General features: G+C 64.7%; 13 protein-coding genes. 6 read left to right on the top strand and 7 right to left on the bottom strand.

The genetic code is table 11. The features are described from left to right. Positions 1-303 precede the first annotated feature (303 nt). Positions 304-3,408 carry a ligand-binding sensor domain-containing diguanylate cyclase gene (locus tag KVP70_RS05680; RefSeq protein ID WP_217941090.1) on the top strand — a complete coding sequence of 1,035 codons (3,105 nt, stop codon included), beginning with the start codon at positions 304-306 and terminating at the stop codon, positions 3,406-3,408. 8 nt (positions 3,409-3,416) lie between these two features. Continuing rightward, positions 3,417-3,608 carry an oxidoreductase-like domain-containing protein gene (locus KVP70_RS05675; protein WP_217941089.1) on the top strand — a complete coding sequence of 64 codons (192 nt, stop codon included), beginning with the start codon at positions 3,417-3,419 and terminating at the stop codon, positions 3,606-3,608. Here KVP70_RS05675 and KVP70_RS05670 read toward each other — a convergent pair. The 3 genes from KVP70_RS05670 to KVP70_RS05660 form a co-directional block, all read right to left on the bottom strand. Further along, positions 3,605-5,287 (bottom strand): methyl-accepting chemotaxis protein, encoded by a 1,683-nt coding sequence (locus KVP70_RS05670; protein ID WP_217941088.1) that lies wholly within the window; start codon positions 5,285-5,287, stop codon positions 3,605-3,607. The genes KVP70_RS05675 and KVP70_RS05670 overlap by 4 nt on opposite strands. Positions 5,288-5,383: 96 nt before the next feature. Then, positions 5,384-7,093, bottom strand: coding sequence for an alkaline phosphatase family protein (locus KVP70_RS05665; protein ID WP_217941087.1), 1,710 nt, complete (start codon positions 7,091-7,093; stop codon positions 5,384-5,386). Beyond that, positions 7,094-9,343, bottom strand: coding sequence for a TonB-dependent receptor (locus tag KVP70_RS05660; RefSeq protein ID WP_217941086.1), 2,250 nt, complete (start codon positions 9,341-9,343; stop codon positions 7,094-7,096). A gap of 203 nt (positions 9,344-9,546) precedes the next feature. Here KVP70_RS05660 and KVP70_RS05655 point away from each other — a divergent pair, with 203 nt between their 5' ends. Then, positions 9,547-10,824, top strand: a complete 1,278-nt coding sequence (locus KVP70_RS05655) for an NRAMP family divalent metal transporter (protein ID WP_217941085.1) — start codon at positions 9,547-9,549, stop codon at positions 10,822-10,824. 39 nt (positions 10,825-10,863) lie between these two features. Next, the gene (locus KVP70_RS05650; RefSeq protein ID WP_217941084.1) at positions 10,864-11,187 is read left to right on the top strand and encodes a hypothetical protein; all 324 of its coding nucleotides are present in this window, start codon (positions 10,864-10,866) and stop codon (positions 11,185-11,187) included. Here KVP70_RS05650 and KVP70_RS05645 read toward each other — a convergent pair. Together KVP70_RS05645 and KVP70_RS05640 are read right to left on the bottom strand one after the other, a co-directional pair. Beyond that, entirely contained in the window at positions 11,180-12,961 is a 1,782-nt protein-coding gene (locus KVP70_RS05645) for a putative bifunctional diguanylate cyclase/phosphodiesterase (RefSeq protein ID WP_229224607.1), read from the bottom strand. The genes KVP70_RS05650 and KVP70_RS05645 overlap by 8 nt on opposite strands. A gap of 824 nt (positions 12,962-13,785) precedes the next feature. Beyond that, the gene (locus tag KVP70_RS05640; protein ID WP_217941083.1) at positions 13,786-14,391 is read right to left on the bottom strand and encodes a LysE/ArgO family amino acid transporter; all 606 of its coding nucleotides are present in this window, start codon (positions 14,389-14,391) and stop codon (positions 13,786-13,788) included. An 87-nt stretch (positions 14,392-14,478) separates the two neighbouring features. On the opposite strand from KVP70_RS05640, the gene KVP70_RS05635 reads away from it, so the two are divergent. Further along, complete coding sequence (locus KVP70_RS05635) at positions 14,479-15,363, top strand: LysR family transcriptional regulator ArgP (RefSeq protein WP_217941082.1); 885 nt, start codon at positions 14,479-14,481, stop codon at positions 15,361-15,363. Here KVP70_RS05635 and KVP70_RS05630 read toward each other — a convergent pair. Then, complete coding sequence (locus KVP70_RS05630) at positions 15,355-16,437, bottom strand: class I SAM-dependent methyltransferase (protein WP_217941081.1); 1,083 nt, start codon at positions 16,435-16,437, stop codon at positions 15,355-15,357. The genes KVP70_RS05635 and KVP70_RS05630 overlap by 9 nt on opposite strands. Positions 16,438-16,448: 11 nt before the next feature. After that, positions 16,449-16,811: a DUF5710 domain-containing protein gene (locus KVP70_RS05625; protein ID WP_217941080.1), complete on the bottom strand. Its 363-nt coding sequence runs from the start codon at positions 16,809-16,811 to the stop codon at positions 16,449-16,451. A 104-nt stretch (positions 16,812-16,915) separates the two neighbouring features. Here KVP70_RS05625 and KVP70_RS05620 point away from each other — a divergent pair, with 104 nt between their 5' ends. After that, positions 16,916-17,803 carry a bifunctional helix-turn-helix transcriptional regulator/GNAT family N-acetyltransferase gene (locus KVP70_RS05620; protein ID WP_217941079.1) on the top strand — a complete coding sequence of 296 codons (888 nt, stop codon included), beginning with the start codon at positions 16,916-16,918 and terminating at the stop codon, positions 17,801-17,803. Positions 17,804-17,865: the final 62 nt, after the last annotated feature.

The raw sequence follows: 17,865 nt of genomic DNA, 5'->3' as shown, positions 1-17,865 counted from the left end.
TGCGGCGGCCCTGCGGCGGACAGCCAAGCTTTCTTCAATTAACGGCATATCTGTGCTGCCGGCCCGGCGGAGGTACGACTTGGAGGAGTGCGGTGGGGCCGGCGGGCGGACACGCGGTGAGCAGGATACAATGAGCGCCGTAAACTATACCCTAATTTCCGGCAACTGCGCTAAAAACCACCGGCTTTTATATTAAAACCCTTGCATCAATGGTATGTATAATAGTCAATCCGACCAGATTAGCTGATTAAATCGAGCGCTGCTCCGCACGCGCAACCCGTTACGCCACCGGATATCCTCTACATGCACGTGCTGCGCCGCTGCCCTTCCCTCCTGCTGTCACTGTTGTTGTTGCTGACCTCCCTGCTGGCCTGGCTGCCCGCCGCCGACGCGCTGGCCGCGCCCGCGCCGTCGCTGCGCTTCAAGAAACTGGGCCCGCTGGGCGGCGACGAGCCGTCGATGCTGTCGCTGTTGCAGGACCGCAAAGGCTATATCTGGGTCGGCACCCACACCAACGGCCTGTACCGCTACAACGGCTACCAGGCGGTCAAGTACATCAACACCCCCAACGATCCGCGCAGCCTGCCGCACGACCGCGTCTCGGCCATCTACGAAGACCAGCAGGGCCGCATCTGGGCCGGCACCCAGAACGGCCTGGCGCGCTTCAACCCGGAAAGCAACGACTTCACCGTGTTCGCGCCGTCCGGCAAGGCGCCCAAGAACCACCGCATCATCAAGAACATCATTTCCGACGGCAAGAACGGCATGTGGGTGGGCAGCTGGGGCGGCCTGCAGCACTTCGATCCGAACAGCGGCAAGTTCACCGTCTACGCCCACGACGACGCCGACCCCGCCAGCCTGGCCAGCAACGACCTGAACGCGCTGGCGCTGGACGCCCGCGGCGGCGTCTGGATCGGCACCTGGCCCGGCGGGCTGGACTACCTGGCGCCCGGCGCCAGCACCTTCCAGCACCACCAGGTCGATCCGGCGCCCAAGCCCGACGCCCGCGTCAACATCGTGCGCGCGCTGCAGTTCGACAAGAACGGCATGCTGTGGATAGGCACCGAGTCGGGCGTGATCCGCTGGGACGGCAAGCGCGACTGGGACAGCCGCAAGGCCATCGCCTCGCCCTACAGCCGCATCACCAACTTCAACCTCGACAACAAGGGCACGCTGTGGTGCACCACCTTGTCGGCCGGCCTGCTGCGCTGGAACGAGGCCAGCGGCGAGTTCGACCAGTTCGTGCACGCGGCCGACGATCCCTACAGCCTGCCGGGCGACAATCTGCGCGCGGTGTTGCAAGACCGCGGCGGCATGCTGTGGATCGCCTCCTTCACCGACGGCATCAGCCTGGCCAACCTGTCGAGCGAGGGCTTCACCCGCCACGTGCCGTTCCGCATCGACAGCCGCTCGGCGCCGGCCAGCAACGCGCTGCTGAGCCTGGCCCGCGCGCCGGGCGGGCGCATCTGGCTGGGCGGCAACGTCGGCATGAGCTTGTACGATCCGGCCACCAGCACCGTCGTCAAGAGCTACCACGCGGACGACAAGCAGCCGGGCATGCTGAGCCACTCGATCGTCTACAGCATGTACCAGGACGAGGCCGGCAAAGGCCCGCTGTGGCTGGGCACCTCCAACGGCCTGAACCGACTGGACACGCCGGACAGCGCCTTCCAGGTCATCCACTTCGGCAACACCGCCAGCGACTACATCAACGCCATCGCGCCCGGCGCCGGCGGCGTGCTGTGGCTGGCCACCGGCAACAGCCTGATCCGCTACGACATCAAGAGCGACGCCCGCAAGATCTACTACAACGATCCGCAAGACCCCGGCACGCGCAGCGTCAACGGCACCTCGGCGGTGCTGGAAGACCGCAACGGCCGGGTGTGGGCCGGCTCGGAATGGAATGGCGGCGGGCTCGACCTGCTGGACCCGGCCACCGGCAAGTTCCGCCACTACCGCCACATTAATAACGACCGCGCCAGCCTGAGCGACGACAACATCGCCAGCCTGCACGAGGATGGGCAAGGCCGCATCTGGGTCGGCACCAGCAAGGGCCTGGACCTGGTGGTGCTGGCGGCGGACGGCCAGGTCAGCTTCAAGTCGTACGCGGCGGCGATGCGCGCGCCCAAGATTTTGTCGATCGAGCACGACCGCGACGGCAAGATCTGGTGCAGCACCATCGCCGGCCTGTACCGGCTGGACCCGGCCACCGGCCAGGTCAGCCACTTCAGCGCGTCCGACGGGCTGACCGAGGGCTACACCGTCAACTCCTCCTCGATGGGCGAGAACGGCGTGCTGTACTTCGGCGGCGTGCACGGCATGACGGCGGTGACGCCGTCGGCGGTGCGCACCAGCTCGGTGCCGCCGCAGGTGGCGATCACCGACATCACCGTCTTCAACCACTCGCTGCAGGACGGCAAGCCGGGCGAGAACGTCAAGGCCGAAGGGCCGGTGACCTCGCCCACCGCGCTGACCCTGTCGGCGCAGGCCACCGTGTTTTCGCTGGAGTTCGCGGCGCTGCACTACACCGAGCCGGGCGAGAACCGCTACGCCTACCAGCTGCAAGGCTTCGACCGCGATTGGGTCGAGACCGACGCCGCCCACCGCAGCGCCAGCTACACCAATCTGAACCCCGGCCACTATGTGTTCCGGGTCAAGGCCGCCAACCACCTGGGCGTGTGGAATCCGGAGCCGGCCACGCTCAACATCACCATCACGCCGCCGTTCTGGCAGCGCTGGTGGTTCCGCGCCGGCGGCGCCGTGCTGATCGTCGGCTCGCTGCTGCTGGCCTACAAGATCCGCATCCAGCGCCTGACCCGCCACCAGGCCGAGCTGAAGCAGCTGGTGGCCGCGCGCACCGGCGAGCTGGAGGAATCGAACCGCAAGCTGGCCGCGCTCAGCACCACCGACGGCCTGACCGGCGTGAGCAACCGGCGCGGCTTCGACCTGGCGCTGGAGGCCGAATGGCGGCGCGCCGCGCGCACCGGCCAGACGCTGGCGCTGTCGATGCTGGACGTCGACTACTTCAAGAAGTACAACGATCACTACGGCCACCTGGCCGGCGACTCGACCCTGCGCACCGTGGCCGAGCTGATCACCACGCACGGCCGCCGCACCACCGACCTGGTGGCGCGCTACGGCGGCGAGGAGTTCGCGCTGCTGGCGGCCGCCACCGATGCGGCCGACGCCTTCGGCGTGGCCGAGGAAATCTGCGCCGAGCTGGCGCGGCGCCAGCTGCCGCATGCGCAGTCGCCGTTCGGCATCCTGACCATCAGCATCGGCGTGGCGGTGATGGTGCCGACCGAGGATAGTTCGCCGGAACTGCTGGTGCAGATGGCCGACCGCGCGCTGTACCGGGCCAAGGAAAAAGGCCGCAACATGGCGCTGCTGGCCATGCCGCCGATGTAGGGAAGTGGATGGACGCGAAACAAAATAAAACCGACGCGGCGGCCGACGATGCCATGCCGTTGCCGCCGCAGGCGCCGCAACCGGGCGACTGCTGCCACAGCGGCTGCAGCTTCTGCGTGGAAGACATGTACCAGGATGAACTGGAGCGCTACCGCGCCGCGCTCAAGGCGTGGCGCGAGCGGCACCCCGGCGCTGCCTAGAACGTTTCCCACTCGTCGCCGGTGCTGGCCTGGACCGGCTTCTTCAGCGCCGGCCGCGCCGCGGCCGCCACGCGCGGCGGTGGCGCCACCGGCTTGCGGCGCGGCGTCGGACGGGCCGCCGGCGCGCTCGACGCCAGCAGCTTGAACACGCTCACCACCTCGCTCAAGCTGGCCGCCTGATCCTGCATCGACTCGGCCGCCGCGGCGGCCTGCTCCACCAGCGCGGCGTTCTGCTGCGTCACCTGGTCCATCTGCACGATGGCGGTGTTGACCTGTTCGATGCCGCTGCTCTGCTCCACGCTGGCCGAGGTGATCTCGGCCATGATGTCGGTCACGCGGGTGATGCTGGCGACGATTTCCGTCATCGTCCGCCCTGCCTGCTCGACCAGCTGCGAGCCGGTCTCCACCTTCTCCACTGAATCGCCGATCAGCTGCTTGATGTCCTTGGCCGCCGCCGCGCTGCGCTGCGCCAGGTTGCGCACCTCGGACGCCACCACCGCGAAACCCCGGCCCTGCTCGCCGGCGCGGGCCGCCTCCACGGCGGCGTTGAGCGCCAGGATATTGGTCTGGAAGGCGATGCCGTCGATGACGGAAATGATGTCGACGATCTTGCGCGACGATGCGTTGATCGACGCCATGGTGCCGACCACCTGCCCCACCACGTCGCCGCCCTTGACCGCGATGCCGGACGCCGACTGCGCCAGCACATTGGCCTGGCGCGCATTGTCGGCGTTCTGCTTGACGGTGGAAGTGAGCTCCTCCATCGACGACGCCGTCTCTTCCAGCGAGCTGGCCTGTTGCTCGGTGCGCGACGACAAATCCTGGTTGCCGCTGGCGATCTGGCTCGACGCCGTGGCGATGGTGTCGGTGCCGCTGCGCACCTGGCTGACCAGGGTTTGCAGATTGCCCGTCATGTCCTTGAGCGCCTGCATCAGCTGCCCCGTTTCGCAGGCGGACTTGACGTCGATGGCGCGCGTCAGGTCGCCGCCAGCCACGTCGCGCGCCAGCGCCACCGCTTCCTGCAACGGCGTCGAGACGATGCGCGCCACCCACATCGCCAGCGCCATGCCGACCACGATGTTCAACGACAGCAGCACGATGGCGGTCCAGCGCGCCGTCTTGAAGGTGTCGGTGGCGGCCTTGCTGGCGGCGTCGCCGCCCTCCGCGTTGAGCTTGACCAGCTTGTTGGCGATGGCCGTCAGTTCGCCGAGGATCTTGGCCGAGGCGCCGCTGGCCACGGCGCGCGCCTCGACCTTCTGATTGGCGCGCGACAAAGTCATCATCTTGCCGTGCTCGCCGAGGAAGGCGGCCAGGCTGGCATCGAATTCAGCGGCCAGCGTTTTTTCCTCGGCGGTGGTGATCAGTTTTTCCAAGCCCTGGCGATGCGCCTTGAGGGTCGCCATCGTGTCTTCCATGCGCTTTTCGTAGCCGGCCATGCCTTGCGCCTCTTCGTTGAGCAGATGCGCCAGCTCCCAGCGCCGGTAGTCGCCGACGTCGGCGCGCAGTTCGAGCACCGCGCGCACGCTGGGCATCCAGTTTTCCGCCAGGTCGGTCGAGGCTTGATTGACCTGGCCGATCGACAGGATGGAACACACGCCCATCACCAGCGTCAGCAACAGCACGGCGCCGAAGGAAACTATGAGCTTGCTGGCTATCTTCAGGTCGTAAAACCATTTCATGGCGGTCTCCTCATCGCAGCTTGGGGCCGTCCAGTATGCAACGATGTCGGGCCCGCCACCAGCGACAACATCGCACTGTGTTGCGCCAGCAACAGGTCAGCGGCGGGCGCTGGAAAAGTCGAACAGGTTCATCAGATCGCCGATGGCCGGGCGGTTGCGCGGCACGTAGGGCGAGCCCTTGTCGTGGACGGGATTGGGCAGGTTGTCGCGGCTGCGCGCCGACAGCGGCGGCAGCGACCAGTTGCGCTCGATGAACTTGGCGATCGAGGCGTGGTCGTAGTAGGTGTGGTCGACCGCGCCCTTTTTTGCCCACGGCGAAATCGCCAGCAGGGGTATGCGGGTGCCGTCGCCGAAGAAATCGATCGCCTGCACGTAGCCGGAATCGTAGTAGCCGCCGCCCTCGTCGAAGGTGACCAGGACGACGGTGTTACGCCACAGCGCCGGATTGGCCTGCACGCGCTCGAGCACGCCGGCCACCAGTTCGTCGAAGCTGGTTTCCATCGCGTAGCCGGGATGGCCGGAGATGCTGTCGTAGGGCGCGATCACGGCCACCGACGGGAACGTCGCGGCATCCTTGACGTCGACGTAGAACTGCATCAGGTCGACCAGCTTGTCCTTGTCCGGACCGTTCATCGTCGAGCTGAAGAAGGTCGGCGTGTCGCACATGCCGCAGTATTCCTTGTCGACTTTCTTGCCGTCGTTGCGGCCGCCGCTATACCACTTCCACGACACGCCGCCGGCCGTCAGCGCATCGCCGATGTGCGGCATCGGCTGCGGCGGCAGCAGGAATTTATCGGGGCCCAGCGGCAGCGGCTCGCCCAATGGGCCGAACGCGGGATCGAGGTTGTTGACCATGTAGTAGTGGCCGGGCGCGCAGTTGCCGTCGTTGAAGGCCGGGTACGGCAGTTGCGCCAGCAGCGCGCGGATGCCGGCCACGCCGGGCTGGGCCGGATCGGCGCAGTTGACGTAGGTGCCGCCGCGATAGCCGTCCTCGGTGTACCAGTTGTTGGTGCCGGGCTGGGCGTCCGGATTTTCGATCTGCTTGGCCGGCGGCACGGCGGCCTGGCCGTCTTCCGTGTAGTAGCCGACATCGGCCGTGGCCAGCGCGAAGTAGTTGGCGGTGGTGCCGCCCATGATGGGTTGATGGTAGTTGTCGGCGATGGCGTACTGGTCGGCCAGGCGCTTGAACAGCGGCGCGTCGCCGCGCGCCATGTTGTAGAAGCCCATGGCGACCGCGCCCTGCCCGGTCCTGCCGGGCGCCAGCGGCGCCGGATTGCTGGGGCCGGGACCGGTCTGGTCGGCCACCCAGACGAACAGGTCGTTCTTGCCGTCGTCGACCTGCTGCCACATCTGGAAGAAGCGGTGGGTCGGATCGCCGGTGTGGGCGCCGTAGCCGACGTGGTGGGTGATCTGGAACGGGCCGTTGGGCAGGTTGGACGGGAAGCGCGCGTCCGCCACATCCTGGCGCTGGCCGAAAGCGCCCCAGGCCCAGGGCTGGGGCAAGACGCCGTAGACGCCGTTGAATGCCGGCGTCGGCGTGTAGGCGCCGCTGGACAGACCCAGCTTCTGCGCCGCGTCCGCGAAGCGCGGCCCCGGCGTGCCATCCCGGTTGACGATTTTCTTCGACAACAGGTTGGCCACCGTCTGGCCTTTGCGCGCCTCATACACGCCGTACAGATTGTCGAACGTGCGGTTCTCGCCGACCAGCACGATCACGTGCTGGATCGGCGTTGTTGCCGCCCCGCTGGCCGTGGCCATCCCTGCAGCCGCCAACATCAGCGCGCCGCATGCCAGCGAGCGGTCCATTTACAGCTTGCCGTTCAGCGTGATGAACACCTGGCGCGGCGCGCCGGTCAGCAGCGTTTGCGCGGTGCCGTTGACATCGCTGGCCTGGAAGCCATTGGTGCCGATCGAGCTGATGTACTGCTTGTCGAACAGGTTGGTGACATTCACCTGCAGCGACAGGTCCTTCAGCATGCCCAGCGACTTCATCTTGTAGCCGGCCGACAGGTTGGCCAGCCAGAACGATGGCACGCCGCCGTCGTTCAGGTAGGTGTAGTAGCGCTTGCCGGTGTACTTGCCGCCGGCGCGGGCGAACCAGGTGCCGTTTTCATACGAGGCCTCGGTGTTGAACAGCGAACGCGGCGCATCGACCACTTGCTTGCCGCTGACGGCCACCAGGTTGACGCCATCCTGGTAGTTCGACTTGTACTTGGAATCGTTGAAGGTGTAGGAGTTGAACCAGCTGATCTCGCGGTTGAACTTCCATACGGCGATCGCTTCCAGGCCCTTGGTGTCGACCTTGCCGACGTTGACGAAGGTCGACGGGCAACCGACGATGCCGGCGCAGGTGGCCACGCTCAGCTGACGGTCGTCGAAGCGGGCGTTGTAGACCGCCACCGAACCCTGGATATCGGCGCGCTTGAAGCGGTAGCCGAGGTCGATGTTGACCGAGGTTTCAGGCTTGAGCTTGGCGATGCCGGCGTTGTAGGCGGCCTGGGTCTGCGAGAACGGGCCGCTGACGCCCGGCTGGAAGGCGCGCATGTTTTTCGATGCGGAAGCGAACACTTCGTCGTCGCTGCTGAGCGCGTAGTTGACGCCGGCCTGCGGCAGGAATTTCTTCTCCGCGTCGAGGTCGCCGGCGGCGCGGCTGCCGAGGATGTTGGTGGCCTTGATGTCGACGTCCATCGCCTTGAAGCCGGCGTTGAACTTCAGCTTGCCGTCCATGGCGCTGAAGGTGTCGGCCACGTAGTACTGCGAGGTGGTGGTGACGAAGTTCTGCTTGAAGTCGGTGCGGAACGGATTGGCCAGGAAGAACATGGTGTCGGCCGGGCCGGTCACCTTGTAGTAGTTGCGGCTGACGTTGTGGTTGCTGCGCTCGCCCCACAGGCCGGCGGTGATGGTGTGGTTGCCCAGTTCCCAGGTCAGGTCGCTGGTGACGCCGTCGCGGCCGATCGAGTACTCGGTGGTGCGCAGCGAGATCGGGTTGGCGGCGTCGGTCGCCACGTACGGCGTGTACCAGTGGCCCTGGCCGTCGTTGTCGTGGTGGTAGATGGTGGTCTTCAGCTCGATCGACGGACCGAAGTTCAGCGCCAGGGTCAAGCCGCCGATGGTGTCCTTGCGCAGGCCGCCGGCCGAGTAGTAGGCGTCGTCCAGGCTGTTGACGCCGCCGGTGAATTTGTTCCTGGCCGCGTCCACGGCGCGCTGCCAGTCGGGCTGGTAGTTGTCCCAGCCGTAGCCCAGGCGACGCACCATTTCCAGCGACACGTCCTGGTAGTCGACTTCGCGGCGGTCGGAATAGTTGAGGAAGCCGGTCAGGCTGTTTTCGCCGAAGTTGAACACGAACTTCGAGTTCAGCTGATCCTGGTCCTGGCCGCCTTCGCCCTTGGTCTTGTCGGTGCGCTGGCGGGTGCCGCTGATGTAGGCCTTGACGGCGTTGTTGATCAGGCCGGTATCGACGCGGGCGAAGGTGCGCGAGGTCGAATCGCTGCCGAAGGTTTGCGCGAAGGTCAGGCCGCGCACATCGCTGGGGGCCAGCGTGAAGAATTGCACGGTGCCGCCCAGGTTGCTGGTGGAGGCGGTGCCGACCGCGCCGGCGCCTTGCGACACGGTGACGTTGCCGACGTTTTCCGACGAGATGGCGCGGCTGATGTGCAGGCCGTTGTTGTTACCGTAGCTCATGTCGCCCAGCGGCACGCCGTCCAGGGTGAAGCCCAGCTGGTTCTGGTTGAAGCCGCGCACGCTGAAGCGGGTCGACCACTCGTAGGCGCCGAACGGATCGGCGGACTGGAAGTTCACGCCCGGCAGTTTTTCCAGGACTTTCAATGGGCTGGTGCCCGGCAGCGCTTCGGCCAGGTCGGCCTTGTTGATGTTCTGCACCTGGCGCGACTGGCCACGGCCGGTGATTTCCACCGTTTGCACAGGACCGACGATGGCGCCGGCCACCGAGCTGTCGGCGGCGGCATCGGCCGCGTCGGCGGCATAGGCGTAGGTCTGGCACGCCAGGGCTTGCAGGACCACCAGGCACAAAGGTTTCAGAGGGAAGCGCTGTTGCATGATTTATTCTTCTTTCTTGCTGGTTAGTGTGGACTGAGACTGGAAACTCAACTCGCAAGATTGTAGGAACTGCATGTGACGCGGCGATGACGGGAATGTGACGGCTTGGTGACATGGCAACATTTCCGCACTCAGGATAAGTACGCGAACGCACCGACCCCTACCCGCCGTCGCCCTAGCATGGGCGTCAACAGGGAGATTGCATGGACATGACGACGCCACAGAGCGGCAAACAAGGTTGGCTCAGCAAGCTGGGGCCGGGCCTAATCACCGGCGCGGCCGACGACGACCCGAGCGGCATCGCCACCTATTCGCAAGCCGGCGCGCAGTTCGGCTACGGCATGCTGTGGACCGTGCTGCTGACCTATCCGCTGATGGTGGGCATCCAGGCGATCAGCGCGCGCATCGGCCGCGTCAGCGGGCACGGGCTGGCGACCAATATCCGCCGCCACTTCCCGGCGCCGCTGCTGTATCTGCTGGTCGGCCTGCTGCTGGTGGCCAACACCATCAACATCGCCGCCGACATCGCCGCCATGGGCCAGGCCGTCGCGCTGCTGGCCGGCGGCCCGGCGCACTGGTATGCGGCGGCGGCCGGCCTGCTGTCGCTGGCGCTGCAGGTGACGCTGCCGTACAGCCGCTACGTCAAGCTGCTGAAGTGGCTGACGTTGAGCCTGCTGGCCTATGTCGCCACCGCGCTGACGCTCAAGCTGCCGTGGCTGACCCTGCTGCACGAGGCGCTGCTGCCCAAGCTGTCCTGGCAGGCGGCCTACATCACGACGGTGGTGGCCATCTTCGGCACCACCATCAGTCCCTATCTGTTCTTCTGGCAGGCGTCGCAGGAAGTCGAGGAGCTGCATGCCGAACCCGGCGCCAGGGCGCTCAAGCACGCCCAGGAGCAGGCGCCGCGCAACCTGCGGCGCATCAAGACCGACACCGTGATCGGCATGGGCTTCTCCAATCTGGTGGCGCTGTTCATCATGCTGACCACGGCCGCCACGCTGGGCGCGCATGGCGTCACGCAGATCGAATCGTCGGCCCAGGCGGCCTCGGCGCTGCGGCCGATCGCCGGCGACTTCGCGTTCGCGCTGTTCAGCCTGGGCATCATCGGCACCGGCCTGCTGGCGGTGCCGGTATTGGCCGGCTCGGCCGCCTACGCCATCGCCGGCGCCATGCACTGGAAGAACAGCCTGGAGCTGCAATATTCCGGCGCGCCCAAGTTCTACGCCATCATCATCGGCGCGACCATCATCGGCACCGCGCTGTGCTTCACCGATATCGATCCGATCCGGGCGCTGTACTGGAGCGCGGTGCTCAACGGCGTGATCTCCGTGCCCATCATGGCGGTGGTGATGTTGCTGGCGGCGCGGCCGGCGGTGATGGGCAAGCTGGTGATCCCGCGCCGGCTCAGCGTGCTGGGCTGGCTGTGCACCGGTCTGATGGCGGCCGCCGTGCTGGCGATGTTCGCCACGCTGGGAAAATAATCGGGTAAGCTGGGGCCTCATCGTTTGAGGAGCTCACCTATGCTGCGATTCTGTGCCTTGCTGGTGGCGGTTTTGCTGTCGCTGTCTGCGCTGGCGTTCGAGCGGCCGTTTCCGGCCAAGGCCCTGCGCGGGAAGATGACGCCCGGCTACTTCCCCGAGGTGAGCATCGACGGCAAGCCGCGCCAGCTATCGCCGGCCGCGCGCATCTTCAACCGCGACAATATGATCGAGATGCCGGCCGCCGTGCGCGGCAGCGACATCGTGGTCAACTACACGGTGGACAGCCAGGGCAATATCGACCGCATCTGGATCTTGACCGCCGAGGAAGCGGCGCAAAAGCTGCCCACCGCAGCCACTAGATAGCGAAGTTGTCAACGTGCGGCCTGTCGAGCAGGCCGTCCGCAAAAACAAGCAGTTCCTCCGCCGGTATGGGTCGGGAAATATGGTAGCCCTGCAGGTAATGGCAACCCATCTTTTCCAGGATGGCCGCCTGGCCGGCCGTTTCCACGCCCTCCGCCACCAGCTGCAGGCCCAGGCTGTGCCCCATCGCGATGATGGCGTGCACCAGGTTGTTGCTGCGCTCGCTGTGCTCGATATCCATGACGAAGGCGCGGTCTATCTTCAGCGTGTTCAGGTGGAACTGGGTCAGGTAGCTCAGCGAGGAGTAACCGGTGCCGAAATCGTCCAGCGAAATACTGACGCCCAGCGAGCGCAATTGCGCCAGCACCGCCTGCACGTGGCCGCCATCGTCGATCAGCACCCGCTCGGTCAGCTCCAGCTCCAGCTGGCGGGCCGCCAGGCCGTTGCTGGCCAGCGCCTGCCGCACCAGCCCGACGAACGCCGGATCGGCAAGTTGCCAAGCGGAAACATTGATGCTGATGGTGATCTCGCCCAGCGGACTGGCCCTCCACTGCGCCACCTGGCGGCAGGCCTGGTTCAGCACCCAGGTGCCAAGTTCGACGATCATGCCGCTATCTTCGGCCACTGGTATGAAACGGTCCGGCGGCACCGCGCCCAGCAAGGCGCTGTCCCAGCGCAGCAGCGCCTCCACCTTGGTCAGTTTGCCGGTGTGGGAGTTGGTGATGGCCTGGTAGACCAGACGGAATTCGCAGGCTTCGATGGCGCCGCGCAAGGCGCCGTCGATCACCAGCGCATCCTTGGCGGCGGCGTTCATGGCGTCGTTGAAGAAGCGCATTTCCCCGCGACCGGCCTTCTTGGCTTCGTACATGGCGATGTCGGCGTTGCGGATGAGCGTATCGCTATCGGTGCCGTGCAAGGGATAGCAGGCGACGCCCACGCTGGCAGACACGCCTATCGCGTGATGCAACAGGTTGAAACTGGCGGACATGGTGGCGATGATGCCGGCCGCGCAGTCGCTGGCGGTTTGCTCGCTGGTTCCCAGCGGCAAGCCGGGCAGGATGACGATGAATTCGTCGCCGCCGAAGCGGGCCAGCACATCCTGCGGCCGCAGGATGGCGTGCAGGCGGCGCGCGAACTGGCGCAGCAATTCGTCGCCGACGGCATGGCCGAAGGAATCGTTGACGCGCTTGAACTTGTCCAGGTCGATGAACAGCACGGCGCATTCCTGTCGGTCGAAGGCGGCATTCGCCAATTCCTCTTCCAGCCGCTTGGACAGCGCGTGGCGGTTGAAGTAGCCGGTGACGGGATCGATGCGGGCCGCCTGATACAGCAGATCGTCCTTCTTTTTGCGCTCGCTGATGTCCAGCAACTGGACCAGGCAGTACACCCGGCCGCGCTCTTCGTAGGGCGAACCGAGCATCTCAAGCGGCAGTTTATTGCCATTGTGCAAAGTCACGACGGCGCTATCGACGATGGGGTACTGGACGCCCTCGGTGACAAACAGGCTGAAATACTGGTCCGCCATTTCACGGGTGAGGCCGGGCAACAGATCGGTGACATGGCGGCCGATCAAGTCGGCCGGACGGTTGAAACCCAGCAAACGGGCGCAACGCTCATTGGCCACCATGACATAGCCGCGGCGGTCGCGGATTAAAAAACCGTTACTCAGGCTATCGATGGTGCGGGCGTAGCGTTGCTGGATCTCATCCTGCACCGCATAAATCAAACCCAGCATGCTGAGGGTTTTCAATATCGTGGTGCCGACAAACCAGATCAAATATAACTCGGGGCCCAGCGTTACCGCGCTCAGGAGATTAAACCCCCCGCGCAAAACCAGGGTAATACCCAACAGGCGATAGCGGTTCTTATTCTTGATCAGGCGTTGGCCGCACCACAGCATCATCGCGCCTAATATGGCGGCGCTGCCGGGAGCGATAATATCCGGATTAACAAACCATACGGCACCGGATATCGCGGCAATTAATATACCAACTGGTAATATCCAGCGTATTTGATAGCGATATAACTCGCCCAGGAAAAACTTGGTCCCGCTCCAATAACCTATCAGGCCGGCGCTCAGCAATACGGCGCACAGTTGAATACGCAGGGATTCGGACAATACCCGGTCACCGATAAACCAGACAATTATTCCACTCATGACCGACAACTGCCCCAGCCCCCAAAACAGGGCGTGCTTTTCCTTGCGCTGCATCAGCCACAGGAAAATAAGCAATGTACTCAGAATAGCGTCCGCCGCAAAAGCGGCCGCTACTGCGGAGAGATGGGCGTAATTACTGAGGTCCGTGCTCATATATATCGGCCGTCGTCTGGCCCGGAATCCTGAAGAACTGTTCTGAGGTAACTATCTCCATTGTATGCCGAACGGCTGCGGTGGCGGTATCTCAGGCCGGATACAGTGTTGCCGATTAGCACAATGCCTCCGTCCATCCGAAAAAGCCCTGGGAACCATGTTTTTTATGCCAAAAATTGGCACGTACCAGCCAGTTTTGAGCTTGGCTCGCTGCGCCAGGCCCAGCACGTGGACAGGCGCTGGCGGACCCACTTGATCCATCAGCCTTATTGCCGATCTATTCCCAGCCATCAAGCGAATAAGGAAATAGCCAGGCCCCACATGACCAGTGCGATCACGCCGTCCAGTATCTGCCAGGCACGCTGCTTGGCGAATACCGGGGTTAAATAGCGGGCGCCCAAGCCCAGGCTGCCAAACCATAATAAGGAAGCGAGCATGGCGCCCAAGGCGAAATACAAGCGTCCATTACCTGCTTGCTGCCCGCCTATCGAACCGAGTAAGACGACGGTATCCAGATAAACATGGGGATTCAATAAACTGAATGCCAGCATGGCGGCGATAACCGTGCGGCGATCGCTGACCGGCGTGCTATCGCCGGCCTCCATGGCGCCGGGATTCAACGCCGACCGGGCCGCCCGCAATCCATACCAGAATAAAAATCCGGCGCCGGCGATCTTAATCCAGAATAAAAGCGTTGGCGCCTGCGTAATCAGCTGTCCCATGCCGGCCACGCCGGCACCGATTAAAACCACATCGCAGATGACGCAAATCGCAATGCAGGTCAATACGAATTCGCGTTTCAACGCCTGCCTCAGCAAATAAGCGTTTTGTGAACCGATAGCGACGATCAGGCTGCCTCCCAGACCAATTCCTTTTAAAAAAGCAGTGGCTTCCATATTTTTCTCCTTGAACGATGGCGACAGCTTACCCATCTCGCAAAGATAAGTATAATTAATATTATTGACCAAATATTAGAGCGGCTAATGAAGCAGATAGACTATCGCGGCCTGGCGGCGCTGGACGCCGTCATCGATCATGGCAGCTTTGACAAGGCGGCCCTGGCCTTGTCGATCACCCAATCGGCCGTCTCGCAGCGGATACGCATGCTTGAAAACAGCGCCGGTGAATTGCTGATCGTGCGCAGCCAGCCGCCCGTGCCCACCGCGGCCGGCCAGCGCCTGATCGCCCATTACCGCCAGGTACGCCTGCTGGAGGCGGCGCTGCTCCACCGGCCGGACTCGGGCGAGGCGCGGCCGGAGATCGCCATCGCCGTCAACGCCGACAGCGCCGCGACCTGGGTGCAGGAAGCGGTAACGCCGTTGATGCTCAGCGGCCAGTGTCTGCTCCACATCCGCCTGGACGACCAGGACCATACGCTGACCATGCTGCGGGAAGGCAGGGTATTCGGCTGCGTGACCAGCGAATCGGCGCAAGTTGCCGGAACGACATCAACGCCGCTGGGCATCATGCGCTATCACTGCGTCGCCAGCCCGGCGTTCGCCCGGCGCTGGTTCCCGGACGGCATGACGGCCGCCGCCGTGCAACAGGCGCCGGCGCTGAATTTCGACCGCAAAGATGCCCTGCAAGAACGCTACATCGCCCGCCGCACCGGCTACGGCGGCCACTATCCCCATCATTCGCTGGCCAGTTCGGATGGTTTTGTACGGTTTATCGAGGCGGGCTTCGGCTACGGCATGGTGCCGCTCCTGCAGTGCGAGCAGCAATTGAAGGCGGGAACGCTGGTGGAAATGACGCCGGGCGACACGCTGGACGTGCCGCTGATCTGGCACCGCTGGGATATCCAGACGGCGCTGACGCGCACATTGTCGGACAATATGATCGCTACGGCGCGCAAGTGGCTACTTTAATACCCTATCGTCCATGGCCGCGAACTCTTGGCGGAGCCGTTCCTCCCATGCGGCCGGGTCGGGCTCATACGTGGTCGCCGCCGTAGTTACCACATTCTCCAGCGGCCCGGCGCGCTGGTAAAGCATCACATTGGTCCAGGCCAGGGTGCCGGCCGGGTAGCTGCACAACAACTTGAACGCCGGATGCGTCAAGGGATAGGTGGTCGTACTGACCAGGGCGCCTTCCTGCATCTCGCGCGCCAGCTTGTCGCCCAGCGCGTCCATCAACGGACCGAAGCAGGTGCTGTACATGAACACCAGGCTGGCGCCGCGCACATCGACCCGGAACATATCGGCTTCGATAAAGGCGATGCGGGAGGCCAGATCGAGCAGGTGGCTGCCGTTCGCTTCGCCGCCGAACGGCAGCCGCAACGGCGTCTCCGGCGTCAACGGCGACGGCAACGCCGCCAGCGCCTTCCCTGCCAGCGCCAGCAAGTTGTGCAGGCGCTGCGCGGCCATCGCATGCCGATAGCCGATCAATTCGACGCCGATGCAGCGCTGGAACGGAAACGCCAGCGCCGCCGACATCACCACCTTGCCCAGCCCGCTGCCCAGGTCGACCATCACGCCGCCGGGACGGATGACCGCGGCGATCGCATCGAAGTAGTTATCCAGTTCATGGCGTTGCAGCTCACCGTAGATCAGGCCGCCGTCCTCCACCAGCCAGGCCCGCACTTCCGCGTCGCCGATTTGCTCCAGCGGACGAAAACCGGGCGGCGCCGGGACGCGCGGCAGCATGCCCTGCGGCTGCAGGCCGGCCGGCAAGGTGCCGATGATCGCGCTCACGTGCGGACGCAAGCGCTGCACCAGGTAATCGCGGCGCGACTTGTCTTCCAGGCAGGCGCGCAGCGCGTAGCCGACTTCGATAAATGTGAGGAAGGGGGAGTCGGGCCTCAGCTCCAGCGGCGGCCGCACATGCTGTTCGCCGCCCTGTATGCTTTGAAACAAGGTTTCGAACACATCATCGGGATGCTGGATGGCGACGACCGGCCGGCTCGCCGCATCATGGGTGCGAAAAACCGGCGGGTTCTGCATGGCGTTGCGGGTCAGGCGCGCAGGGACGACAGCATCTGGTCGACGCTGTCATGGGCGGCTTGCCAGCCGGAGCTGGCGAGCACGGGCGCGCAGACCGGGCAGGCCTCGAAGGGATTGCAGTCGTGCGGCAATTCCTGGTAGAACTTGCCCACCACCGACTTGCCCACATACGAATCGACCGACAGCGGCTTGGCTTTCGGCGCCACCGAGGCCTTGGCCGGCACGAAATCGGCGCCGCCGGGCGCCAGCCAGCGCTCGAAGGGTTCGGTCGGCTTACCGTCGGGAACGTACCATGCCTTGCGCTCGCCGTTCCAGCGCGCGCCCAGAGCCTTGGCTTCGTCTTTTTCCGCAAACGGAACTTTTAAAAACATCATCGTCGCTACTCCGCTAATGGAAGCTGTCATTTTACATGCAGCTCCGGTTGACTGCACCGCACTTCGCCGATATAGTTGCCAAAAGCAAGCATCAGGAGTAGCCCATGCCTCAAGACATGCAACAGCAAGCCTACATCGTGCGGCAATTCAACCGCTACTACACCGTACACCTGGGCCTGCTGCGCGGGCGCTACCTGGACACGGACTATTCGCTCAGCGAAGGCCGCGTCATGTACGAACTATCGATGCATCCCGGCTGCACCGCCAACCATCTGCGCAACAAACTGGATCTGGATGCCGGCTACATGAGCCGCCTGGTGCGTTCCCTCAGCGAGCGCGGCCTGATCAACGGCGTGCGCTCGGAACAGGACAAGCGCGCCACCCTGCTGAGCTTGACCGACGCGGGCCAGGCCGTCATCGCCGACATCAACCATCGCGCCTCGGCGGAAACGGTGCGCATGCTGGGCCAGCTGGGCGCAGCGCAGCGCACGGAATTGCTGGAGGCGATGCGCACGGTGCAGCACATCCTGTCGACCCCGGCCACGCGCGTGGTGCGCGCCACCGCCGCCCAGCTCGACGATGCACGCCATCTGCTGGTCGAGTATTTCGACATCATCAACGTCGTGCTGCGCGACGACGACGAGGCCATCCGCGCCTTCCTCAACGACGCCAGCTCGGCCATGTGGATCGCCTACGTGGACGGCGAAGCGGCCGCCTGCGTGGCCATGCGTGCACTGGCGGAAGTGGCCGGCGCGACCGAGTGCAAGCGCCTGTACGTGGCCGACCGTTTCCGCCGGCGCGGCCTGGCCGAAGCGCTGATGCAGGCGCTGGAAAGCCACGCCGCGCAAGCCGGCTACGACGCCGTCTACCTCGACACCAAGGACGACCTGCACGCGGCGATCCGGCTGTACGAACAGCTGGGCTATGAACGCTGCGAACGCTACAACGACAATCCGCAAGCGACCATTTTCATGCGCAAGCGCCTGCGCTGAGGCGTGCGGCGGATGGCCGGACGGCGTCTGTGAGAAAATCCGGCTTTGAAATTTACGAGCTA

Source organism: Duganella violaceipulchra, from assembly GCF_019166075.1.
GTDB classification, from domain to species: Bacteria; Pseudomonadota; Gammaproteobacteria; order Burkholderiales; family Burkholderiaceae_D; genus Rugamonas; species Rugamonas violaceipulchra.
This window is presented reverse-complemented; position numbering and strand designations above follow the sequence as displayed.